15 protein-coding genes are annotated in these 18,950 nt (G+C 69.5%); 3 read left to right on the top strand and 12 right to left on the bottom strand.

The annotated features are described in order from the left end of the window. Positions 1-16 precede the first annotated feature (16 nt). Entirely contained in the window at positions 17-1,495 is a 1,479-nt protein-coding gene (gene pdxR / locus E0H75_RS01085) for a MocR-like pyridoxine biosynthesis transcription factor PdxR (protein ID WP_202872791.1), read from the top strand. Between the two features lie 94 nt (positions 1,496-1,589). Here pdxR and E0H75_RS01090 read toward each other — a convergent pair whose 3' ends face one another. The 3 genes from E0H75_RS01090 to E0H75_RS01100 all read right to left on the bottom strand — a co-directional run bounded on the left by E0H75_RS01090 (position 1,590) and on the right by E0H75_RS01100 (position 4,308). Continuing rightward, positions 1,590-2,564: a hypothetical protein gene (locus E0H75_RS01090; protein WP_238162749.1), complete on the bottom strand. Its 975-nt coding sequence runs from the start codon at positions 2,562-2,564 to the stop codon at positions 1,590-1,592. Positions 2,565-2,575: 11 nt separating this feature from the next. Beyond that, positions 2,576-3,862 carry an MFS transporter gene (locus E0H75_RS01095; protein ID WP_131511155.1) on the bottom strand — a complete coding sequence of 429 codons (1,287 nt, stop codon included), beginning with the start codon at positions 3,860-3,862 and terminating at the stop codon, positions 2,576-2,578. Between the two features lie 89 nt (positions 3,863-3,951). After that, the gene (locus E0H75_RS01100) at positions 3,952-4,308 is read right to left on the bottom strand and encodes a sterol carrier family protein (RefSeq protein ID WP_165553359.1); all 357 of its coding nucleotides are present in this window, start codon (positions 4,306-4,308) and stop codon (positions 3,952-3,954) included. Positions 4,309-4,391: 83 nt separating this feature from the next. Between E0H75_RS01100 and E0H75_RS01105 the strand changes: the two genes are divergently transcribed. Next, entirely contained in the window at positions 4,392-5,015 is a 624-nt protein-coding gene (locus E0H75_RS01105) for a hypothetical protein (protein ID WP_131511156.1), read from the top strand. A 2-nt stretch (positions 5,016-5,017) separates the two neighbouring features. Here E0H75_RS01105 and E0H75_RS01110 read toward each other — a convergent pair whose 3' ends face one another. The 7 genes from E0H75_RS01110 to E0H75_RS01140 form a co-directional block, all read right to left on the bottom strand. After that, the gene (locus E0H75_RS01110; RefSeq protein ID WP_165553361.1) at positions 5,018-6,544 is read right to left on the bottom strand and encodes an alpha/beta hydrolase; all 1,527 of its coding nucleotides are present in this window, start codon (positions 6,542-6,544) and stop codon (positions 5,018-5,020) included. An 8-nt stretch (positions 6,545-6,552) separates the two neighbouring features. Then, entirely contained in the window at positions 6,553-7,602 is a 1,050-nt protein-coding gene (locus E0H75_RS01115; protein WP_131512922.1) for a PSP1 domain-containing protein, read from the bottom strand. Positions 7,603-7,683: 81 nt separating this feature from the next. Beyond that, a complete protein-coding gene (locus tag E0H75_RS01120; RefSeq protein ID WP_131511158.1) occupies positions 7,684-8,556 on the bottom strand; it encodes a DUF4190 domain-containing protein in 873 nt (290 codons plus the stop codon). 213 nt (positions 8,557-8,769) lie between these two features. Then, complete coding sequence (locus E0H75_RS01125) at positions 8,770-9,438, bottom strand: DUF4190 domain-containing protein (protein ID WP_131511159.1); 669 nt, start codon at positions 9,436-9,438, stop codon at positions 8,770-8,772. 117 nt (positions 9,439-9,555) lie between these two features. Then, positions 9,556-10,758 (bottom strand): DNA polymerase III subunit delta', encoded by a 1,203-nt coding sequence (locus E0H75_RS01130; protein ID WP_131511160.1) that lies wholly within the window; start codon positions 10,756-10,758, stop codon positions 9,556-9,558. Beyond that, positions 10,755-12,740 carry a dTMP kinase gene (gene tmk, locus E0H75_RS01135; protein WP_131511161.1) on the bottom strand — a complete coding sequence of 662 codons (1,986 nt, stop codon included), beginning with the start codon at positions 12,738-12,740 and terminating at the stop codon, positions 10,755-10,757. Before tmk ends, E0H75_RS01130 begins: the two co-directional genes overlap by 4 nt. Before the next feature lie 33 nt (positions 12,741-12,773). Continuing rightward, positions 12,774-13,886 (bottom strand): pyridoxal phosphate-dependent aminotransferase, encoded by a 1,113-nt coding sequence (locus tag E0H75_RS01140; RefSeq protein ID WP_131511162.1) that lies wholly within the window; start codon positions 13,884-13,886, stop codon positions 12,774-12,776. 63 nt (positions 13,887-13,949) lie between these two features. Between E0H75_RS01140 and E0H75_RS01145 the strand changes: the two genes are divergently transcribed. Next, complete coding sequence (locus tag E0H75_RS01145) at positions 13,950-15,374, top strand: aminotransferase-like domain-containing protein (RefSeq protein ID WP_131511163.1); 1,425 nt, start codon at positions 13,950-13,952, stop codon at positions 15,372-15,374. A 147-nt stretch (positions 15,375-15,521) separates the two neighbouring features. On the opposite strand, the gene E0H75_RS01150 is transcribed toward E0H75_RS01145, so the two are convergent. Beyond that, a complete protein-coding gene (locus E0H75_RS01150; protein WP_131511164.1) occupies positions 15,522-16,058 on the bottom strand; it encodes a hypothetical protein in 537 nt (178 codons plus the stop codon). 70 nt (positions 16,059-16,128) lie between these two features. Beyond that, on the bottom strand, positions 16,129-18,927 hold the full coding sequence (locus E0H75_RS01155; protein WP_238162750.1) for a glycoside hydrolase family 2 TIM barrel-domain containing protein: 2,799 nt from the start codon (positions 18,925-18,927) through the stop codon (positions 16,129-16,131). Positions 18,928-18,950: the final 23 nt, after the last annotated feature.

Consider the following 18,950-nt stretch of genomic DNA (forward strand, 5'->3'; position numbering starts at 1 on the left):
CCGCCACAATGGTCCAGTGAACAGGTCCAATCCGAGCCAAAGTGGTAGGTCCAAAGGACTGCTCAACGCGGGCACAGACTTCCTGCAGCTGAACCCAGCGGACGCGCCGCCGGGCGGATTGTCGGACTGGCTCACCGAGAACCTGCGTGCCGCGATCTCCGACGGTCGCCTCCCGATCGGCAGCCGCCTCCCCGCCACTCGCCTCCTCGCGGCCGAACTCCGCCTCTCCCGTGGCGTGGTCACCGAGGCCTATCAACGCCTCACCGAAGACGGCCACGTCGCCGGCCGCGGCCGAGCCGGCACCGTGGTCGTCGCCGTTCCGGTCGTCGCCGCGATGGGCGTTGCAGCGGGCGAGGTCACGCCGCCAACCGTCGTACCCGAGCCCGGCCTGGATGTGTTCGACAGTTTGCGGGCAGCTCCGGCTCGGATCGACCTCACGCCCGGTGTGCCTGATCTCGCGGCCTTTCCGCGGGCGGCCTGGCTGCGGGCCGAGCGCGCGGTGCTCAGCGATCTCGAGTCGTCCGAGTTCGGGTACGGCGATCCGTCCGGTACGCCGGCGCTCCGTCGCGCGGTCGCGAACTGGCTGGCCCGCAACCGCGGGATCGCGGCGGATCCGGACGACCTGATCGTCGTCGCCGGGGTCTCGCAGGCGATCGGGCTGGTTGCGCAGGTGCTGAAGGACCGCGGGATCCACGAGATCGCGGTGGAGGATCCGGGGTCGCTCGGCTCCCGGCAGCACCTCCAGAACTGGGGGATGCGGACGCCGCCGATCCCGGTGGACGACGGTGGGCTGCGGGTCGAGCTGCTGCGGGAGTCGCGCGCTCGGGCGGTGATGGCGACTCCGGCGCACCATTTCCCGACGGGCGTCGTACTGGAAGGTGAGCGGCGGCGGGAGCTGATTCAGTGGGCCGCCGAGGGTGGGCTGATCATCGAGGACGACTACGACGCCGAGCACCGGTACGACCGTCCGCCGGTTCCGGCGCTGCGCGCGATGCTGGCTGATCAGGTGATCTATGCGGGCAGCGTGTCGAAGCTGCTCGCGCCGTCGCTGCGGATCGGGTGGATGCTGCCGCCGCCGCAGTACAAGGACGCGCTCATCGGTATGAAGCGGTTGGCCGACCTCGGGAACGCCGCGCTCCCGCAACTCACGCTCGCGCACCTGATGGAGTCAGGCGAGCTCGAACGCCAACTCCGGTTCCTGCGCCGCCGCCACCGGACCCGCCGCGACGCGATGGTCGATGCCATCAGCAACTACTTGCCGACCGCGACCGTCCACGGCGCCGCGGCCGGGCTGCACCTCACCATCACCTTCGACGACACCCTGAACGACGTCGACCTGGCCGCCCGAGCGCTCCAGAAGGGCATCAAGACCCACCCACTCTCCTGGCACTGCCAACTCCCCCACGCCCCCGGCCTCGTCCTCGGCTACGCGGCCCGTACTCCCACCGAAATCACCGAGGCCATCCGCACCATCGCCGAGGTCATGGGGAGCTAACGACAGGAGGTAGTCGGCTCCAGGACCGTAGAACGGGCAGCGCCCCCGCCTGAGGCATCCCGGATCGAGGGGATACCTCCTGTCGTTAGCGCACTCAGCGGGTGTAGAGCGGGGACATGGCGAGGGCGAACTTCGTCATCAGGTCGGGGTCGACCGCCCGGGCCGGTAGCGGGACCAGGTCGACCAGTTTGTCGTCGCCGACCCGGATGGTGGTGCGCCCGGTGGCGGTGTCGACGTACCCCTCGTCGCCGAGCGGGATCGACTGCGAGGTCGCGGCCTTGCGGAGCGGCGCCATCAGGGCCTCCGCCTTCGGAGTACGCCGTACTGACGTCGAGACGACGCTGGCCGGGTTCACCCAGCCGCAGACGAGGTCGCCGAGGGCGGTTTCGCCATCGCGCCGGATCATCGCGGGAGCACCGAGCACCTTCTCCGCGGCCGACGTACCGCGCTCGCAGTCCGGGCGGCTGATCAGCGGCGCTGCCTCGGGCAATCCCGGCGCCTGCCGGGCCACTTCCTGGCCGAGGAGGACGTACTTCGCCAAGGTCGCCGACGGACCGCTGACCTTGTACAGCCGTCCGTCGAGCAGGAACACCACGAACGTGCTGGTGCCGAATCCGCCCTCACCCACGGCCGCGGGCTTGGCCGGCTGCCGCTTGGTCGCGGCGTACGCCCGCTGGGTCGCGGCCAGCGTCGCTTTTGTTGCTGGGAGCACCGAAATCCCGACCCGCAGCACCGGGCCACTCGGGCTGGTGCTCAGACCAAGCTGACAGACGTCGTACGTCGGCAGGCCGAACTCGGCCGGGATCGCCTTCGGCTGGATCTGCACCACCGGGACCGCGAGCGTCGATTGCACGAGCGTTTGATCCATCCGCACGCACAACGTGTCCGCGACCTTGGAGGTGGCCGGTCCGCTCGGGGTCGCCGACGGTGTCTCCGAGGGCGTCCCGGTCGGTGGCGTGCTCACCGAGACCAGCGGCGGCACGTTCGGCGCCGTCTCCTGACCCGGTCCACCGCAACCGGCAAGAGCAGCCGCGGTCAGCCCGGCGATCACAACACGGCGGATACGCATGATGACCGAGCCTAACCGGCTGTGCGCAATTCCCTTTCGCGGACCGCGTGTTCGTCGGTGCGGGAGTCGTACTGCCAGAACTCGCGCAGCCAGACCGCGGTTCCGATCACGCCGGCGACGCAGAGGATGCCACCGCTGACGATCGCGGTCCGGACGCCGGTGAGGTCGGCGACGATGCCGGAGCGCGCCTGGCCGCCGAGTGGGCCGAGCGAGTAGCCGAGCATCTCGATCCCGGCCAGCCGGCCACGCATCTCGTCCGGGATCGTCTGGTTCCAGATCACCGACCTGAACAGCACCGACACCATGTCCGCGGCACCCGCCACGGCGAAGAACGCGATCGCGAACCAGATGTCCGGCGCCAGGCCGGCGACACCCACCGCGGCACCCCAGGTCATGGTCGCGAGTACGACGGCCCGGCCCTGGTGATGGACGTGCTTCGCCCAGCCGCTGGTGAGGCTGGCGACCATCGCGCCGATCGCTTCAGCGCTGTACAGGAGACCGAGCAGCTTCGGCTGCTGCAGGATCTCGGTGGCGAACGCCGGGAACAGCACGATCGGCATCGCCAGGAACATCCCGACCATGTCGACCAGGTACGTCGCGAGCAGGTCCTTGCGGCGAAACGCGTAAACGATCCCACCGCCGATCGCCCGCAGACTTGGCGGCGTGCTGTGCTCACTCGTCTTGTACGAACGCAGGCGGAGGTAGAGCCCGGTGGCGACCACCAGCCCGGTGAGCTCGACCGCAAACGCCCAGGTCACGCCCACCGACCCGACCAGTACGCCGCCCAGGGCCGGCCCTGCGAGCTGCCCGATCTGCATGGTCAGAGAGCTCAGCGCGACCGCGGCCGGGATCTCGGCATGCTTGACCACCCGCGGGAGCAGTGCCTCGCGGCTGGGGCGCTGCAGCGACGAGGCGATCGCGTTCAGGCCACCGCAGACGTAGATGAGCCACACTCGCGGGCTGGCGAGCAGGGTGTTGCCGAGCAGGGCCGCGCAGATGAGGACCTGTGCGACCCCGGTGCCGACCAACAGCTTGCGGCGATCCACGTGGTCCGCGAGCGCACCGCCGTACAAGCCGAACACGACGAGTGGCGCGATCGTCACCAGTCCCATCGCACCGACGGCGAAGTTGGAGCCGGTGAGCTGGTACAGCTGGTAGGGCAGGGCGACGTACCCGACCATGCCGCCGAGGAAGAAGACGGAGCCCGAGACCACCAGGATGCGGAAATCGCGAGAGCCTCGCCAGGGCGTCAGATCGACGCGCAGCCGGCCCAGCCGCTCACGGACACTTGACGCCACCGGCACATAGTGACATCGGATCCCGACTCCGGCGAAAAGCTTTATCCATCCCTCGGGACCGATTGGTTGCCGTTGGCGTCGATCGCGTGTCAGGCCAGTGGAAGGTACGCGGTCAGGTCGGTGCGTTCGCCGCTGGCGCGGAGTTTGCCGGTGGCGCGGGCGTCGGTCCAGGTGATGCGGCCGAGGGCCAGCTCGATCCAGAGCTCCGGCGGGAGTTCGACCACCGCGCCGGGCGTGCCTCGGGTATGCCGGGGGCCTTCGATGCACTGCACCGCGCCGTACGGCGGGACGCGGACCTCGACCGCGTGACCGGGAGCCTTCGCGACCAGGCGTTTCAGCAGTTGCTTGGTGAGCAGCTTCAGGTCGGCGCGCTCCGCCGTACCGGCGTCGTACCGTTGGAGTGCTTGCTGGAAGGCTTGGTCCAGCGCGGGGTCGAGCGTGTTCACGACGTGCCAGCGTACGCCGCGGATTGTGGGGTCGCCCCCTGTGTGGACGATAATCAGGCGGGAGAGACGGAAGCGAGGTCGGGATGCTCACGCCCAGGCACCAGGCGCTGCTGATGACGCTGGCGGGAATGACCGTCGGCGTTGCCGTGTTCGGCAGCGTGCTGGCGATCAACGGGAACCCGCTGGCGAGCGACAAACCCGAGGTCGTGAACAGCCAACCCACCCCAGGCACGACGACCCGTTCCGACGGGCTGCAGGCCGACTCCCTGCGCTACACCGAGCAGACGTTCGGCACCGAGAAGGCGCCCGTCTCGGCCGAGGTCCCGGCCGGCTGGAAGAGCAGCCAGACGGGCACCCGGCCGCGCTTCATGGATCCGGCCGGCGTCTGGCAGATCCGGTTCGACACCCGCGGCAGCAAGTCGTCGCCGGACAAGCTGGTGGACGGCCGCGCGAAGAGCATCGACGAGCAGGACCTGGACGTGATCAGCCGCGCCGACGGCACCCTGATCTACACGTACGTCGACCAGAACCGCGGCCGGCGGATGGGCCTGTCGCGCTTCGTTTCCACCGACGGCGGCGAGAGCTCCGCGATCGAGATCACCGTCGGCGGCCGCCCGCAGGACGAGGCCGGACTGCGCGCCGTACTCGAGCGCGCCACCCAGTCCCTGCAGATGCCGTCCTCAAGCGGCGACAACCGCCCGAACTGACCTCAGCACTTGATGTCGGCGGTCGGCGCGGTGCCCTGCAGCAGGTAGGTCTCCACCGCGTTGTCGACGCACTCGTTCCCAGCCTTGTAACCGGTGTGCCCGTCACCGTCCCGAGTGACCAGGACACCGCTTTCCAGCTGGTGGGCCAGGCCGACGGCCCAGGCGTACGGCGTGGCCGGGTCGCGGGTCGTGCCGACGACCACGATCGGCTTCGCGCCGGGCGCCTTGATCGGGTGCGGCTTGTCCTCCGGCTTCACCGGCCAGTTCGCGCACGCCACCGAGCCCCACAACAGGAACGACCCGAACCGCGGTGAGGCGGCCTTGTACTCCGGCTCCTCGGCCTTGGCCTGGGCGACCGACGTGATGTCCGGGCGGTCCAGGCAGTTGACCGCATAGATGACCTCGTTCTGGTTGTTCTCGTACCCGGACGGCTTGCGGCCGGTGTACTCGTCAGCGAGCGCGAGCAGTCGCGCGCCCTTGCCGTCGAGGCCGTCCAGGACCGCATCCTCGAGCCGCGGCCAGAAGTCCTTCAGGTACAGCGGGTAGATCACCCCGAGCACCACCAGGGCCTGCGTGACCTGGCGTTTCCCATCGCCCGGGAGCGGAGTTGCGTCGCTGTCGTTGATCAGCTTGTCGACCTTCGCGAGCACCTCCGCCTTGGTGCTGCCGAGCCGGCAGGACCGTTGCGCACAGTCCTCCGCGAACGCGTCCAGCGCGGTGTCGAAGCCCTTCGCCTGGGCGATGTTGTTCTGCTCCGAGGTCTTCGACGGGTCGACCGCGCCGTCGAGCACGAGCCGGCCGACGTTCTTCGGGAACAGTTCGGCGTACGTCGCGCCAAGGTAGGTGCCGTACGACATGCCGAGGTAGTACAGCTGGGGATCGCCGACGATGCCCCGCAGTACGTCGATGTCGCGGGCGGCGTCCTTGGTCGACACGTGCGGCAGGAGGTCGCCGGAGCGCTGCTCACAGCCGTCGGCCAGGATCTTCGCCTCGCTGTTCAGCTCGTTGATCTCGGCCTCGTCGTCCGGGCTGCCGTCGGCCGCGATGAACTTGTCCAACTGCTCGGTGTCCAGGCACTTTACCGGCGTCGACTCGCCCACCCCGCGCGGGTCCCAGCCGATCACGTCGAACTTCCGCAGCAACGGCTGCCCAAGCACGAACCCGGCCGAAGCGGCGAACTCCTGCCCCGACCCACCCGGCCCGCCGGGGTTGATGAACAGCGTCCCGATCTTCCCGCCACGGTCCCGCGCGAGCACCTTCCGCGCCCGCAGCTCGATCGTCTGACCGGTCGGCTTCGAGTAGTCCAGCGGCACGGTGATGGTCGCGCACTGCTGGTTGGAACCGCAGCGCTCCCAGTCCGGCTGCTGCTGGTAGAACTTCTCCAGCCCCGCCGGGATCGGCCCGGCCGGGCCTTTCGGCTGGCCGGGACTCGAGCCGGCCGTCCCGCCGTTCTCCCCATCCTGGGCCCGGCTCGCCACCCCACATCCACTCGCCAGTACCGCAACGGCTGCCAGCAACACGGTAGTCATGCGGAATTTCACTGCGGGGCGTCTCCCTCGTCCTCGTGATGCAGGCGCCGACGGCGCCGGGGCTTGCGGCGGCGCCGCTGCTCCGTGGTCTCCTCCACCGGGCCCGCGGATTCCTCCGTGAGGTGCACCACCATGGTCTCCGGCGTGGGGGTCGGCGCGGTCCCCGGCGCGGTCTCCGGCTCGTCCGGTCCGGCGTCCGCCAGGTCCTCGGGCAGCGGCGCGTCGGGCGTCGTCGTACTGGAGGCTTCGTACTGCTGCCGCGGGGAACACACGTCCGCGCGGCTGCAGGCGCACCGCCGGCCCGATGCGGCCAGCCGGACGACCACGGTGTCGCTCGGCACGTTGTGTCCGACCACCACTCCATCACCCGCGGGGGTCTCCACCGGCGTACCGACGGACGGCGCCTTGGCGTTGAACTCCTGGTAGAGCGGGTGCTCGTACTTCAGGCAGCACATCAGCCGTCCGCACGCACCGGAGATCTTCAGCGGGTTCAGCGGTAGATCCTGGTCCTTCGCCATCCGCACACTGACCGGCTCGAAGTCCTTCAGGAACGTCGCGCAGCACAGGTCCCGCCCGCACGGCCCGATCCCGCCCTGCAGCCGGGCCTCGTCGCGGGCTCCGACCTGGCGCAGCTCGATCCGCGCCCGGAGTCCGCGAGCCAGATCCCGTACGAGCTCGCGGAAGTCGACCCGGTGTGGCGCGGAGAAGTACACGATGACCAGTTGGTCCACGTCCGGCCGCCGGTCGACGAAGTCGATGCCGACCACCTTCATCGGCAGCCCGTGCTGGCGGATCAGCCGCTTCGCGATCACCCGCGCGTCCGCCCGGCGCACCCGGTTCGCCTCGTCCCGGTCCAGATCGTCCGCCGTGGCGATCCCGTCACACAGCGGCAGCCCGCCGATCTCCTCCGTCACGTACTGCGGCGCCCAGACACACTCAGCCACCTCAGGCCCGTCATCGGTCGGCACCAACACCTTGTCCCCGACGCGCGGACGATGCGGGCCGGGGTCCAGGTAGTAGAGCCGCCCGTACCGCTCGAACGACACCGCCATAACCATGCCCACGCCAGCCAGAGTACTGGCCAACCCCCGCCGGCAGTCATTCCACGCGGCTACTCCATGACCTGTCTGGGCCGAGTGTTAACGGTGGGTGTTCTTGATTGTGCCTCTGAGAGTTTCGCCTTCGGGGGCGTAGGCGGCGCAGATCACCAGGCGGTCCTGGTCGTTCCAGAGGTCTTCGTCGGGGGTCCAGTAGGACATGTCGAGCTCCGAGGTGGCCGCGCTCTTGCCGACGTACTTGGCGAACTCCGCTGCGCAACTGCTCTTCGCGGCCTTCTCCACGCCTCGTTCGCCGGGGTACGGGCCGTCCGGGAGGGTGACGTCGGCGACGATCTCGCCGTCGTGCTCCTCCGAGCAGGGTTGGCGCAGCGCCTCGCCCTCATCGGTACCGTCGTCGAAGCACTCGCCGACGGCCAGATCCTCTACGTACGTGGTCGTCGGCGTGTACGACGTGGTGGGCTGGGGTGCGCCGTAGTAGTCGTCGTCGCGGTCCGAGCCGACGGCGATCATCACCACGATCAGGCCCAGCCAGAAGATCGTGACCAGGCCGCCGACGACGATGCCGGTGATTGCCAGCCCGGTACCGCTCTGCCGGCGCTTCTTGATCTGTACGAGCGCCCCGATGCCGAGACCGACCGCCACCGGAGCCGCGATCGAGAACACGATGCTGCCCAGACCGGTCACCAGGGCCGCGGTCGCGAGCGAGTTGGTGACGTTCGTCGCCGCCCCCGGATACCCATACCCGTACGCCGCCGGAAACTGCCCGTACCCCGGCTGCCCATACCCCGGCTGCCCGTACCCGGGCTGTCCGTACGGCGGCTGCCCGTAGTGCGGTTGCCCATACCCCTGCTGTGGTTGACCATACGGCCCCGGCTGACCGTAAGGCTGCTGCCCATAAGGCTGCGGCCCGTACGCCGGTCGCCCCGGCGGCGGCTGCGGTTGCCCCGGCGCCACCCAAGGCCCAGCGGCCGGCTGCTGAGCGCCCGGCTGCTGACCCGCACTCGGCCGTTGGCCCGGACTCGGCTGTTGGCCCGGACTTGGCTGTTGAGCAGGCGGGCGTCCGGCACGGCCGTAGGTCGGGAACGACCTCGGCGTGTCCTGTGGCCGGTCCGGCTCCGGACCGTACGGTGGTTGACTCACGCTTCCCCCAGCAATCCGCCGCGACAGCTACCGCTGCGACCCGCGCATGCTACCGGTCAACCGGGTCCCCGGCATCCCGACCAGGCACAGGACGTTGCCGTCAGCAACAGCGTGATCCTCCAGCACCACGTAGTACATGTCCAGCTCGGACTGCTCGTACGGCTTCCCGACGAACGTCTTGAACGCCGTCGCGCACTGCTGCGTCGCGACCGTCTGGGTCTCCTCCGCAGACAGTCCGGCCAGGTTCGCCCGGACCATCGCGTACGCCTCGCCCGTGTGCGCGATCGCGCAGTCCTGGATCCGCACCAGCCGCAGCGTCTCCGCCTCGAGGTCCGCGTCGAAGCACTGCTCCACGCGCACCTCCGCGATGCCTACCGTGCGGCCGATGCCCGCCTTCCGTTCGCCGTACAGGTTGAGGCCGACCGCGACGCTGGTAGCGATCACCCAGCAGAGCGTGATCGCCAACGCACCGTACGCGAGGCCCTTACCTCGGGCGCCGGTCCGCTTGATCCGGCGCAGCGCGATCCCGGCCAGGACCAGCGCCACCGGCACCAGGCCGGGCAGGCTGGTCACGAAGGCCGCGACGGCATAGCGATCCTGCCGCTGCTGGGCCGGCGTCGGGACGCCCTCCAGCCAGGACTCTGCCGACGGCAGCGACGGCCGCGCAGGCTGGATCGGAGAGTGCGGCTGGGTCATGGTGGTCCGTTCAGGCAAAACCGCCGAGCGGTCTGTTTTGCCCGGACACCCAGTCATCGGACTCGCCGGTCTCGGTGTTACATCGGCCGCCCGCTAACCGGACGCGGGGGCTGCCCGCTAGTCGGACGCCAGTCTCACGAACGGGCTGGCCGAGCCCTCGAACAGTGCGATCATGACTGCTTCCAGCGCCATCAGCGGAGCGACGTTCGTCACGATCGCCTCCCGGCAGCCTGACAGTGCGTCGATCCGTCGCAGCGTCTGCTCCGGTGTGGTCCGGGCTGCCAACTGCTCGACCGGGCGACTGAGTTCGGCGTTGATCAGCTCGGAGCCGGCGTGGGTCTGCACCACCAGCACGTCCCGGTAGAGCGCGATCAGGTCGACCAGTGACCGGTCCAGCACGTCGCGTTCCCAGCGCTTGGCCCGGGCCTTCTGCTGCTCCTCGAGCTCCTTGATCGCGGCGCCCGCCTCGCGTGGCCTGGCCCCCTTGGTGCCGACGCCGAGCGCCTGCTCGAGCTCGGTCCGCTCCTTCTCGTCGACTCTCTCGGCGCTCGCCTTGGACTCTTCCTTGGCCGCGTCGAGCAGCTGCTGCGCCGACTTCAGGCAGGCACCGATGTCACGCAGCGCGAACGGAACCTCGAGCACCTTCGTACGGCGCTCCCGCACCTGCTCGTCCCTCGCCAGCGCGCGGGCCCGGCCGATGTGCCCCTGCGCGGCCCGCGCCGCGAACCCGGCCAGCTCCGCATCAACCCCAAGCTTGCTCGTCAGCATGTCCGCCACCGCTGCCGCCGGAGGCGTCCGCAGCACCAGCAACCGGCACCGCGACCGGATCGTCGGTACGACGTCCTCCACGGTCGGCGCGCACAGCACCCAGACCGTCCGTGGCGCCGGCTCCTCGATGCTCTTCAGCAACGCGTCCGCGGCCTGCTCGGTCAGCCGGTCCGCGTCCTCGACCACCATCACCTGCCAGCGGCCCTGGGTCGGGCTCATCGCGGCCCGGCGAACGAGTTCGCGGATCTCACTGACCCGGATCGACAACAGCTCGGTGCGGATCAGCGACACATCGGGGTGCGCACCGCTGAGCGCAGTACGGCACTCGTTGCACTCGCCACAGCCCTGGTTCGCACACTGGAGTGCGGCCGCGAACGCACGCCCGGCGTTCGATCGGCCGGATCCGGGCGGTCCGGTGATCAGCCAGGCATGCGTCATCCCGGCCACCGCGGCGCCGGTCTCCCCGCGCATGCCGGCCTCGGCCCCGGCCACAGCCTTCTTGAGTACGGCGATCGCCGGCTCCTGCCCGACGAGGTCGTCCCACACACTCATAGGTCCACCTTCGGGAGCATTGGCTGGAGTCGGGCTCTAATTTGCTTGGCGATGTCCTCGCGGTCCTGGGTGGCGTCGAGGATCAGGTAGTGCTGCGGCTCGGTGGCCGCGAGCTCGAGGAACGCGTTGCGGACCCGCTCGTGGAAGTCGTGCGACTGCGCCTCGATCCGGTCCCGTTCGGCGAACCGGCCGAGTCCACTCCGCGGCGGCAGGTCGAGCAGGATGGTCAGGTTCGGCCGCAGGTCGTCGGTCGCCCAGCGGTTGACCCGCTCGACGTCGGACAGGTCCAGATCGCGCCCGGATCCCTGGTAGGCCAAGGCGGAGTCGACGTACCGGTCGGTGATGACGACCGCGCCGGCCTTCAGCGCGGGCTTGATCACCGAGTCCACGTGCTCGGCCTTGTCGGCGGCGTAGATGAGCGCCTCGGCGCGATGCGAGATGTCTCCCGTGGCCGGGTCCAGCACGATCTGCCGCAGCGTCTTGCCGAGGTCGGTCGCGCCGGGCTCGCGAGTGAGCAGGACCTGCTGGCCGTGTTCCTTCAGCCACTCCACCAGCAGCGCGGACTGGGTCGACTTCCCCGCGCCCTCACCGCCTTCGAGCGCGATGAACAGGCCGGTCGTCGGGTACACGCCCGGAGTCTTGCCGAAGCTGCGCCGGAGGTCACGCCAGAACGGGACGCCCGGGCGGTCATCCATCTGCCGCCAGGCGATCAGGCCGATCACCCCGGCCACGATCGCCGCGATCAGCATCGTCATCGAGGCACCGTTGTAGGTGACCGACTTGCCGCTGATCGAGTACGTGTGCCGGCCGATCGCACCAGCCGCGAACGGCGCGATCGCCAGCGTCACCGCGAGCACCGTGCGTACGGCGGACTGCACGAAGGCGAAGGTCCGCCCGCGAACCGCGTCCGGCACCTCGAGACCGAGCAGCGTGTAGCCGGAGACCCAGGACGCGCCGGCGCAGAACCCGAGCAGGATCGCGATCATGGTGGCGATCTCGATCTGCTGGATCAAGGCCAGTCCGGTCAGGCAGATCCCCGATCCGACCAGCCCGGCCGCGAACAGCCGGCGCCGGGACAGTCCGGAGAACAGCCGCGGTCCGAACCCCATCCCGAGGGCGAGGCCGCCGAAGACAGCACCGAAGAGCACGCCGTACCCGGGGTCGCCGGCCCCGAGGTCCTCGACGTACGTGCGGCCGAGGCCGATGACCACCGCACCGGCGGCGAACGCCCCGGAGATGCCGACCACGAGTCCGCGGACCACCGGCGTACCGGTGACGTAGGACCAGCCCTCGACCATGGTCCGCCACAGCGTCGGGTGGTCCTCGTGCTCGTGCACCGCGCGGCCGATCTCCGCGACCGAGACGATCGCGAGGGCCGAGATCACGAAGGTCGCGGCGTTCACGTACACGGCCAGGTCGACGGCGAAGTCGCCGGCCCACCGGAAGACGAGGGTGATCGCGGTGAAGACGACGGCGGCCGGCAGCGCGGTCCCGTACGTCGTGATCAGGCTGATCTGGTTGGCCGCCTCGAGCCGGTGCCGCGGCACCAGGTTGGGCACGCTGGCGTCCTTGGCCGGGCCCCAGATCAGACTCACGATCTCGATCAGCACCGTTGCCACCAGCACCCAGGTGAGTGTGCCGACGATCGGGATGCTGACGAAGAACGCGGCCCGGACCAGATCGCCGATGATCATCGTCCAGCGCCGGTCCAGCCGGTCCGCGATCCAGCCGGCCACCGGTCCCATCACCAGTGCGGGCAGCACGCGCAGGAACAGCACGCCGCCGATGGCGAAGTTCGCCGCCTGGTAGTCGTCACCGGCGAACGCCTTCGCCATCGCGGTCAGCGCCAGCAGGCCGATCCAGTCACCGAGGCTGGACAACCCGAACGCGATCCACAGCCGCCGGAACGCCCGGATCCGCAACACCGCGCGCACGTCATGCGCCGGTGCGGGATCGGTCAGCGGGTCATATACCTCCGGCACACCCAAAGCCTAGTGCCTGGTCGACCAGGCACTTCAGTCGTCGGCATCGACAGCCTGGTGCAGTGCGGTCGCCAGGGCGTCGAGGGCGGCCTTCAGTTCCACTGGCGGGGGGAATCCGAAGCCCAGGCGGAACACGCGCGGCTCGTCGCCGAACCAGTCGCCGTCGGCGAGCCGCACGCCCAGCTCAGCGATCGCCCGGCGGAAGCTTCCGACGTCGACCGACGGCTTGAGCCGGATCGTGCACATGGCGCCCGCATCCGGCCGGACCCACTCGACCAGCTCACTGTGCGCCCGCACCCAGTCCTCCGTCGCGGCCAGTCCTTCGGCGAGCCACGGACGGCGTACGGCGAGGATCTCGTCCTCGAGTTCGAAGACGCGAACGGCGAGCGCCTCGGTCACCGGGGACGCGGACACCACCGTGTTGAACTTCGCGGTCACGAGTTGATCGACGAGATCCGTGTCGGTGCTGACGATCCACCCGATCCGCAGCCCGGCCGCACCGTGGCATTTCGACAGCGACGCGACCGTCACCACGTTCGCGCCGAGGTGGACAGCGGTCTCCGCCACCGGGTCTTCGCCGTACGACGCGGTGCGGTAGGTCTCGTCGACCATCAGATACGCGTCGGGGCAGATCTCGTTCATGGCGGCGACGATCTCGCGCAGGGTCTCCGGCGGTACGGCGACGCCGGACGGGTTCTGCGGTGTCGTCAGGCTGACCAGTTTCGTCTGTGGCGTAAGGCGTTCACGGACGGCGTGAGCGGTCAGCCGGTAGCCGTCGTCGAAGGTCAGTGGGATCACCCGGACGTCGGAACCCACGGATTCGTAGGCGTTGCGGGTCAGCGGGAACAGCGGTGCGGTCGTGACGACCTCGCCACCGTGATCCGCGAGCAGATAGGCGAGCAGGAAGATCGCGTGCATCCCGCCGACCGTGACGACCACCTGATCGGGCCGTACGCCGTGCGCGTCGGCGATCGCGGTCCGGAGCCGGAGGTCGCCGGCGGCGGTGCCGTAGCTCAGCTCCAGGTCGCCCAGCTCGGGGGTGAGCAGGTCCGAGAGCCGGAGGTCTGGCCCGTAGCTCTCGCCCAGCTCATGGCGGGATTCTTCGTCGGTCAGGGACACGATGTCGTTGTGCGGGAAGGTGGCCATGCCGCCATCGTCCGGGACCGGCTCTGGCGGCCCCAGAGCCAATCCGGCACAATTGGTTTGCAGATGAGACCAATCGAGCTGAGCGAGCGGTTGGGGCGGTGGTCGTCGGGCCGCGGCCCGCTGTACGTGCTGCTCGCGGCCAGGATGCGGCGACTGATCGACGACGGTGAGCTGCCTCCGGGCGCGCTGCTGCCTCCGGACCGCGCGCTGGCTGGGGCGCTGGCGGTCGGGCGTACGACGGTGGTCGCCGCCTACGAGCTGCTGCGCTCCGAGGGGCGGATCACTCGGCGCCAGGGCAGCGGGACGCGGGTGGCTGGAGTCCCGTCTGGGGCCGCGGTCGAGGACGCTCCGGTGGACCCGATCTTCCTCGACTCCCTGGAGTCGCACGATGACGGCGTACTGCTCGCGATCTGTGCCGCGCCGGAGGATCCACCGCCGCACGTCGCGGAGGCGTACGCCCGGATCGTGCCGGAGCTCGGGAGGATCACCGGCGACATCGGCTACTACCCGTACGGCGTACCGGTCCTGCGGGAGGCGGTCGCTCGGCGTTATGCGGAGTACGGCGTACCGACAGTGCCCGAGCAGATCCTGGTGTCGAACGGTGGTCAGCAGGCGCTCTCGTTGCTGGCGCACACGCTGCTGTCTCCTGGGGATCAGGTGCTGGTCGAGGCGCCGACGTACCCGGGTGCGCTGGAGGCGTTCCGAGAAGGGGCCGCGGTGCTGCGCGGGCTGCCGGTTGGGCTGGAGGGGTTCGAGGCGGCGGTGCGGGAACGGCGTCCGGCGTTGGCTTATGTGATTCCGACGTACCACAACCCGACCGGGTCGGTGCTGTCCCCGCTGGCCCGGCAGCGGCTGGCACGGGCGGCTGCGGCGGCCGACGTACCGCTGATCGAGGACGAGGTGCCGGCGGATCTCGGCTTTCCTGGTGAGCCGCGGTTGAAGCCGTTGGCGGCGTACAGCGATGCGGTGATCTCGGTCGGCTCGCTGAGCAAGAGCATCTGGGGCGGCCTACGCATCGGCTGGGTCCGCGGACCGGCTCCGTTGATCACCCGCCTGGCCCGCGTCCGCGCCGTCCACGACCTCGGTGGCAACGTCCCCGCCCAACTGGCCGCTGCACACCTGGTGACACAACTCGACGACCTGAGCCTCGCTCACGACCTGGAGACCCGCCACAACCACCTACACGCACTCCTGGCCGAGCATCTCCCGACCTGGCACGTCCCACCCGTCCGCGGCGGCCAGAGCCTCTGGGCCCGCCTCCCCCACGGCGACGGCAACTCCTTCGCCCAATCCGCCCTCCGCCAAGGCCTGGCCATCCTCCCCGGCGCCGGCCTGGACGTCACCGGCGCCGCCGACCCCTACCTCCGCCTCCACTTCCGAGCCCGCCCACCCGACCTGACCGAAGCAGTAACCCGCCTAACCACAACCTGGTCCACCTACCGCCCCCCAACCACCCGAGTACACCCCCGCCCAGCCATCGCCATCTGAGCTCCTGGCAGGACGCAATCCACCTCGGGCGGATCTGTGCCACTCACCAACCGGGCGTTTTGGTGACCGCGGGCCTGCAACTGAGCGCGACCCCCACGGCTGGCACCAGCTTGGTGAGTGGCGCAGGCCCATCCCGACGGACCCGCCTCAGCCGACGAACGGCTTCTCCACCGTGACCCACGTCGGACTCGCTGCATCCGGAACCCTGTCACGAGGTTCCGGCCAGTCGTGCGCAACCGCCAGCGGAACAGTTCTCACCGGCTCAGGCAGCACGAGGGTGAGTCCGTCGCCTCGAGCCTCGAGCTCGGCGGCGTACTCGGGATCGGCCCGGTCGAGACCGATCATGATCAGACCCGACACCGGGTCCGGACCAGTCGTGGTGACGCTGGTCGGCAGCCGCAACTCCTCCTGCCTGCGCATCAGACCGAGCACCCACTGCAGGGTCCACTCAGCCTCCTGCTCCGACGGTTTCCAGCGTCGGAAGCGCACAAGCTCAGGGAAGCGCACGAGCGGGGGGATCTCGGTCCGGGCCCGAACCAGCTCCTCGTGATCGGGGAGGCTGATCACCAGCACCACGCGGTCGCCGCCGTGTTCGGTCGTCTCACTCAACTGAGCCTGCGCACCAGGGTTCCGCTCGACCCACTCCCGGACGACCGCCAGGTCTGGAGAACTCGACGCAGACATGTACTTGTAGGACACCCTCACCTCCGGCTGATGCTTTCAGGAAAGCATCAGCCGGAGGTGAGCAGAACCGCTATGCGGTGGTGAAGCGGAGGGTGAGGGTTGCTGGGGCGGTTTTGAGTTTGTCTCGGTTGGGGAGGGCTGGGCCGCAGGCGGCTGTGCCTACGCCGGTTTGGGCGAGGTCGAGGGTGACGTAGGTGGTGTCGCCGGGGGTGAGGTCTGCCGTGTGTTTGGCGGTCTCGAGGGCGTGGGTGGTCCAGTCGCGGACGGTGAGGCCGAAGAGGGGGCCGAGCGCTTCGATCCGGAGGCCGTCGAGGGTGGCCCAGCGGGTGTCGATGCGGTGGCCGTTCTCCTGCGGGCGGACGTACGGCGTCTGCAGTTCGGCGACCGTGGCCGAGTACTTGCCGACCGCGGCAGCCTCGCGGGTGTCGACGTACGCCTCGTTCGGGCCGGTGCCGAACCACTCGACCCGCTCCACCTTCGGCAGCTCGAACGTGACGCCGAGCCGCGGCAGCACCTCCGGGAACTGACCTTCAGGTACGACGTTCAGCTCGAGAACGACCGCACCGTCAGCAGCCGTCCAGCGCCAAGTGCTGACGAGACCCCACTGCAACTGCGGCGGCGCAGTCCGGGTGACGACCTCCCAGGCACCATCACGTTCGCCCTGCGACACGATCCGGTGCTGCACCCGATGCATCCCCTGCTCACGCCACGCGTCCGCAACCCCGGGGTTCGCATCGTTGTCGATCGGCGCGCGCCACACATCCAGCCGGGCGTTCCGCACATCCCCAAAGGAGATCCCGCCCACACCAGCCGCCACATTGGTAGCCGGCACCCCCGCGCCCACCTCGGCTGGGCGAGCCGGTTCGTCCAGCCGCATCTGACCCCAGGCAACGCGGTGGCCGGCTTCGGCCCACGACGTCGCCTCGATGAGCTCAGCAGACACAGTCAGCCAGGTCTCCGGCCGGCCCGCGTCGCGCAGCTTCACCAGCGCCGGCGGGAACTCGACCGACACGGTCTCACCGGCAGCGATGACCGGAGCCGGCAGTCCACCGCCGCCGACCACCTCGCCGCCGGCCTCGATCCGCACGGTGAACCTCAGGTGGCTGGTGTCCAGCACCTCGTAGCGGTTCGTGATCGCGATCCGGTCATTGCCGTCAGCAACAATCCGCAGCGGCTCGATCACCTTGATGTACTCGAGCATGCCCGGCGACGGCGTCCGGTCCGGGAACAGCAACCCGTCGCAGACGAAGTTCCCGTCGTGGATCGTCTCGCCGAAGTCACCGCCGTACGCGTAGACCTCGCGCCCGTCGATCGTGGTCCGGATGCCGTGGTCGATCCACTCCCAGATGAAGCCGCCCTGGCAGCGCGGGTACTTGTCGAACACCTCGCGGTAGTCGAGCAACCCACCCGGCCCGTTGCCCATCGCGTGCCCGTACTCGCACAGGATGAACGGCAGATTCCGGTACAGCGAGGTGTCCGCACCGATCTCCGCACACCCCTCCGGCGAGGTGTACATCCGCGAGTAGATGTCGACGAACTCGGCCTCGGTGTCGCGCTCGTAGTGCACCGGCCGGGACGGGTCGATCGCCTTCACCAGGTCGTACATGGCGCGCAGGTTCTCGCCCATCCCGCACTCGTTCCCGAGTGACCAGATGATGATCGACGGGTGGTTCTTGTCCCGGTGCACAGTCCGCGCCATCCGCGCCACCAGGTCGTCGCGGAACCGCGGGTCCATCACCGGGTTCGGCAACTTCGGCGGCTCCGGCTCGTACCCGAACCCGTGCGTCTCCAGATCACACTCGTCGATCACATACAGGCCGTACTCGTCGCACAGCGACAGGAAGTGCGGGTGCGGCGGGTAGTGGCTGGTCCGGACCGCGTTGATGCCGGCCCGCTTCATCAGCAGTACGTCGTCCAGCATGTCCTGCTCGGTCAGCGCCCGGCCGCGGTCGGGGTGGAACTCGTGCCGGTTGACGCCGTTGAACAGCACCCGGTTGCCGTTGACCTCGAGGACGCCGTCGACGATCGCGACCGTACGGAACCCGATCCGCAGCCGCACCTCACCACCGTCGGTCCGCAGCACACCGTCGTACAAGCGCGGCACCTCGGCACTCCACGGCTGCACCCCCTCGATCCGGGTGTGCTCGTTGGTCGGCAACTCCAGCCCCAGCTCGGGCACCGACACCGTGCCCGGTACGTCGGACTCGACGAGCAGCGTGCCCGCGCCGTCGATGTGATCCCAGGCAGCCTTGACGAAGACGTCAGTGGGAGCACCTGACTTGAACGCGAGCAGGTTCACCTCACGGAAGATCCCGGACAGCCACCACATGTCCTGGTCCTCGACGTAGCTGCCCGCCGACCACTGGTGTACCCGGACGGCGATCCGCGCTTCCTTGCCCGGAGCAACCAACTCGGTCAGCTCGAACTCCGACGGCAGCCGCGAACCCGACGACCAGCCGACCATCGAGCCGTTGACGTGGACGGCGAACCGCGAGTCGACGCCCTCGAACCGCAGCACCACCCGCGAACCGGACCAGTCCGCCGGGATCGTCACGGTCCGGACGTAGTCACCGGTCGGGTTGTCCGTCGGCACGTACGGCGGCTCGAGCGGGAACGGATAGACCACGTTCGTGTACGCCGGGGCGCCGTACCCGCTGAGTTGCCAGTGCCCGGGGACCGCGATGGTGTCCCATCCGGTGGTGTCCGGGTCCTTCAGGTCGCCGGGGGCGTCGGCCACGCTCGGCGACAGCCGGAAGCTCCAGTCCCCGCTGAGCGGGATCCGCTCCGCATCGTCGTCCAGCCAGGCCCGCGGGGGAAGTACGCCCGCACCGGGGGCAAAGTCCTCGACATAGCTCAGGTCATCCGTCACACCCACCGACCCTAAGCCCAACC

The sequence above is a fragment of the Kribbella capetownensis genome (genome assembly GCF_004331485.1).
Lineage (GTDB): Bacteria > Actinomycetota > Actinomycetes > Propionibacteriales > Kribbellaceae > Kribbella > Kribbella capetownensis.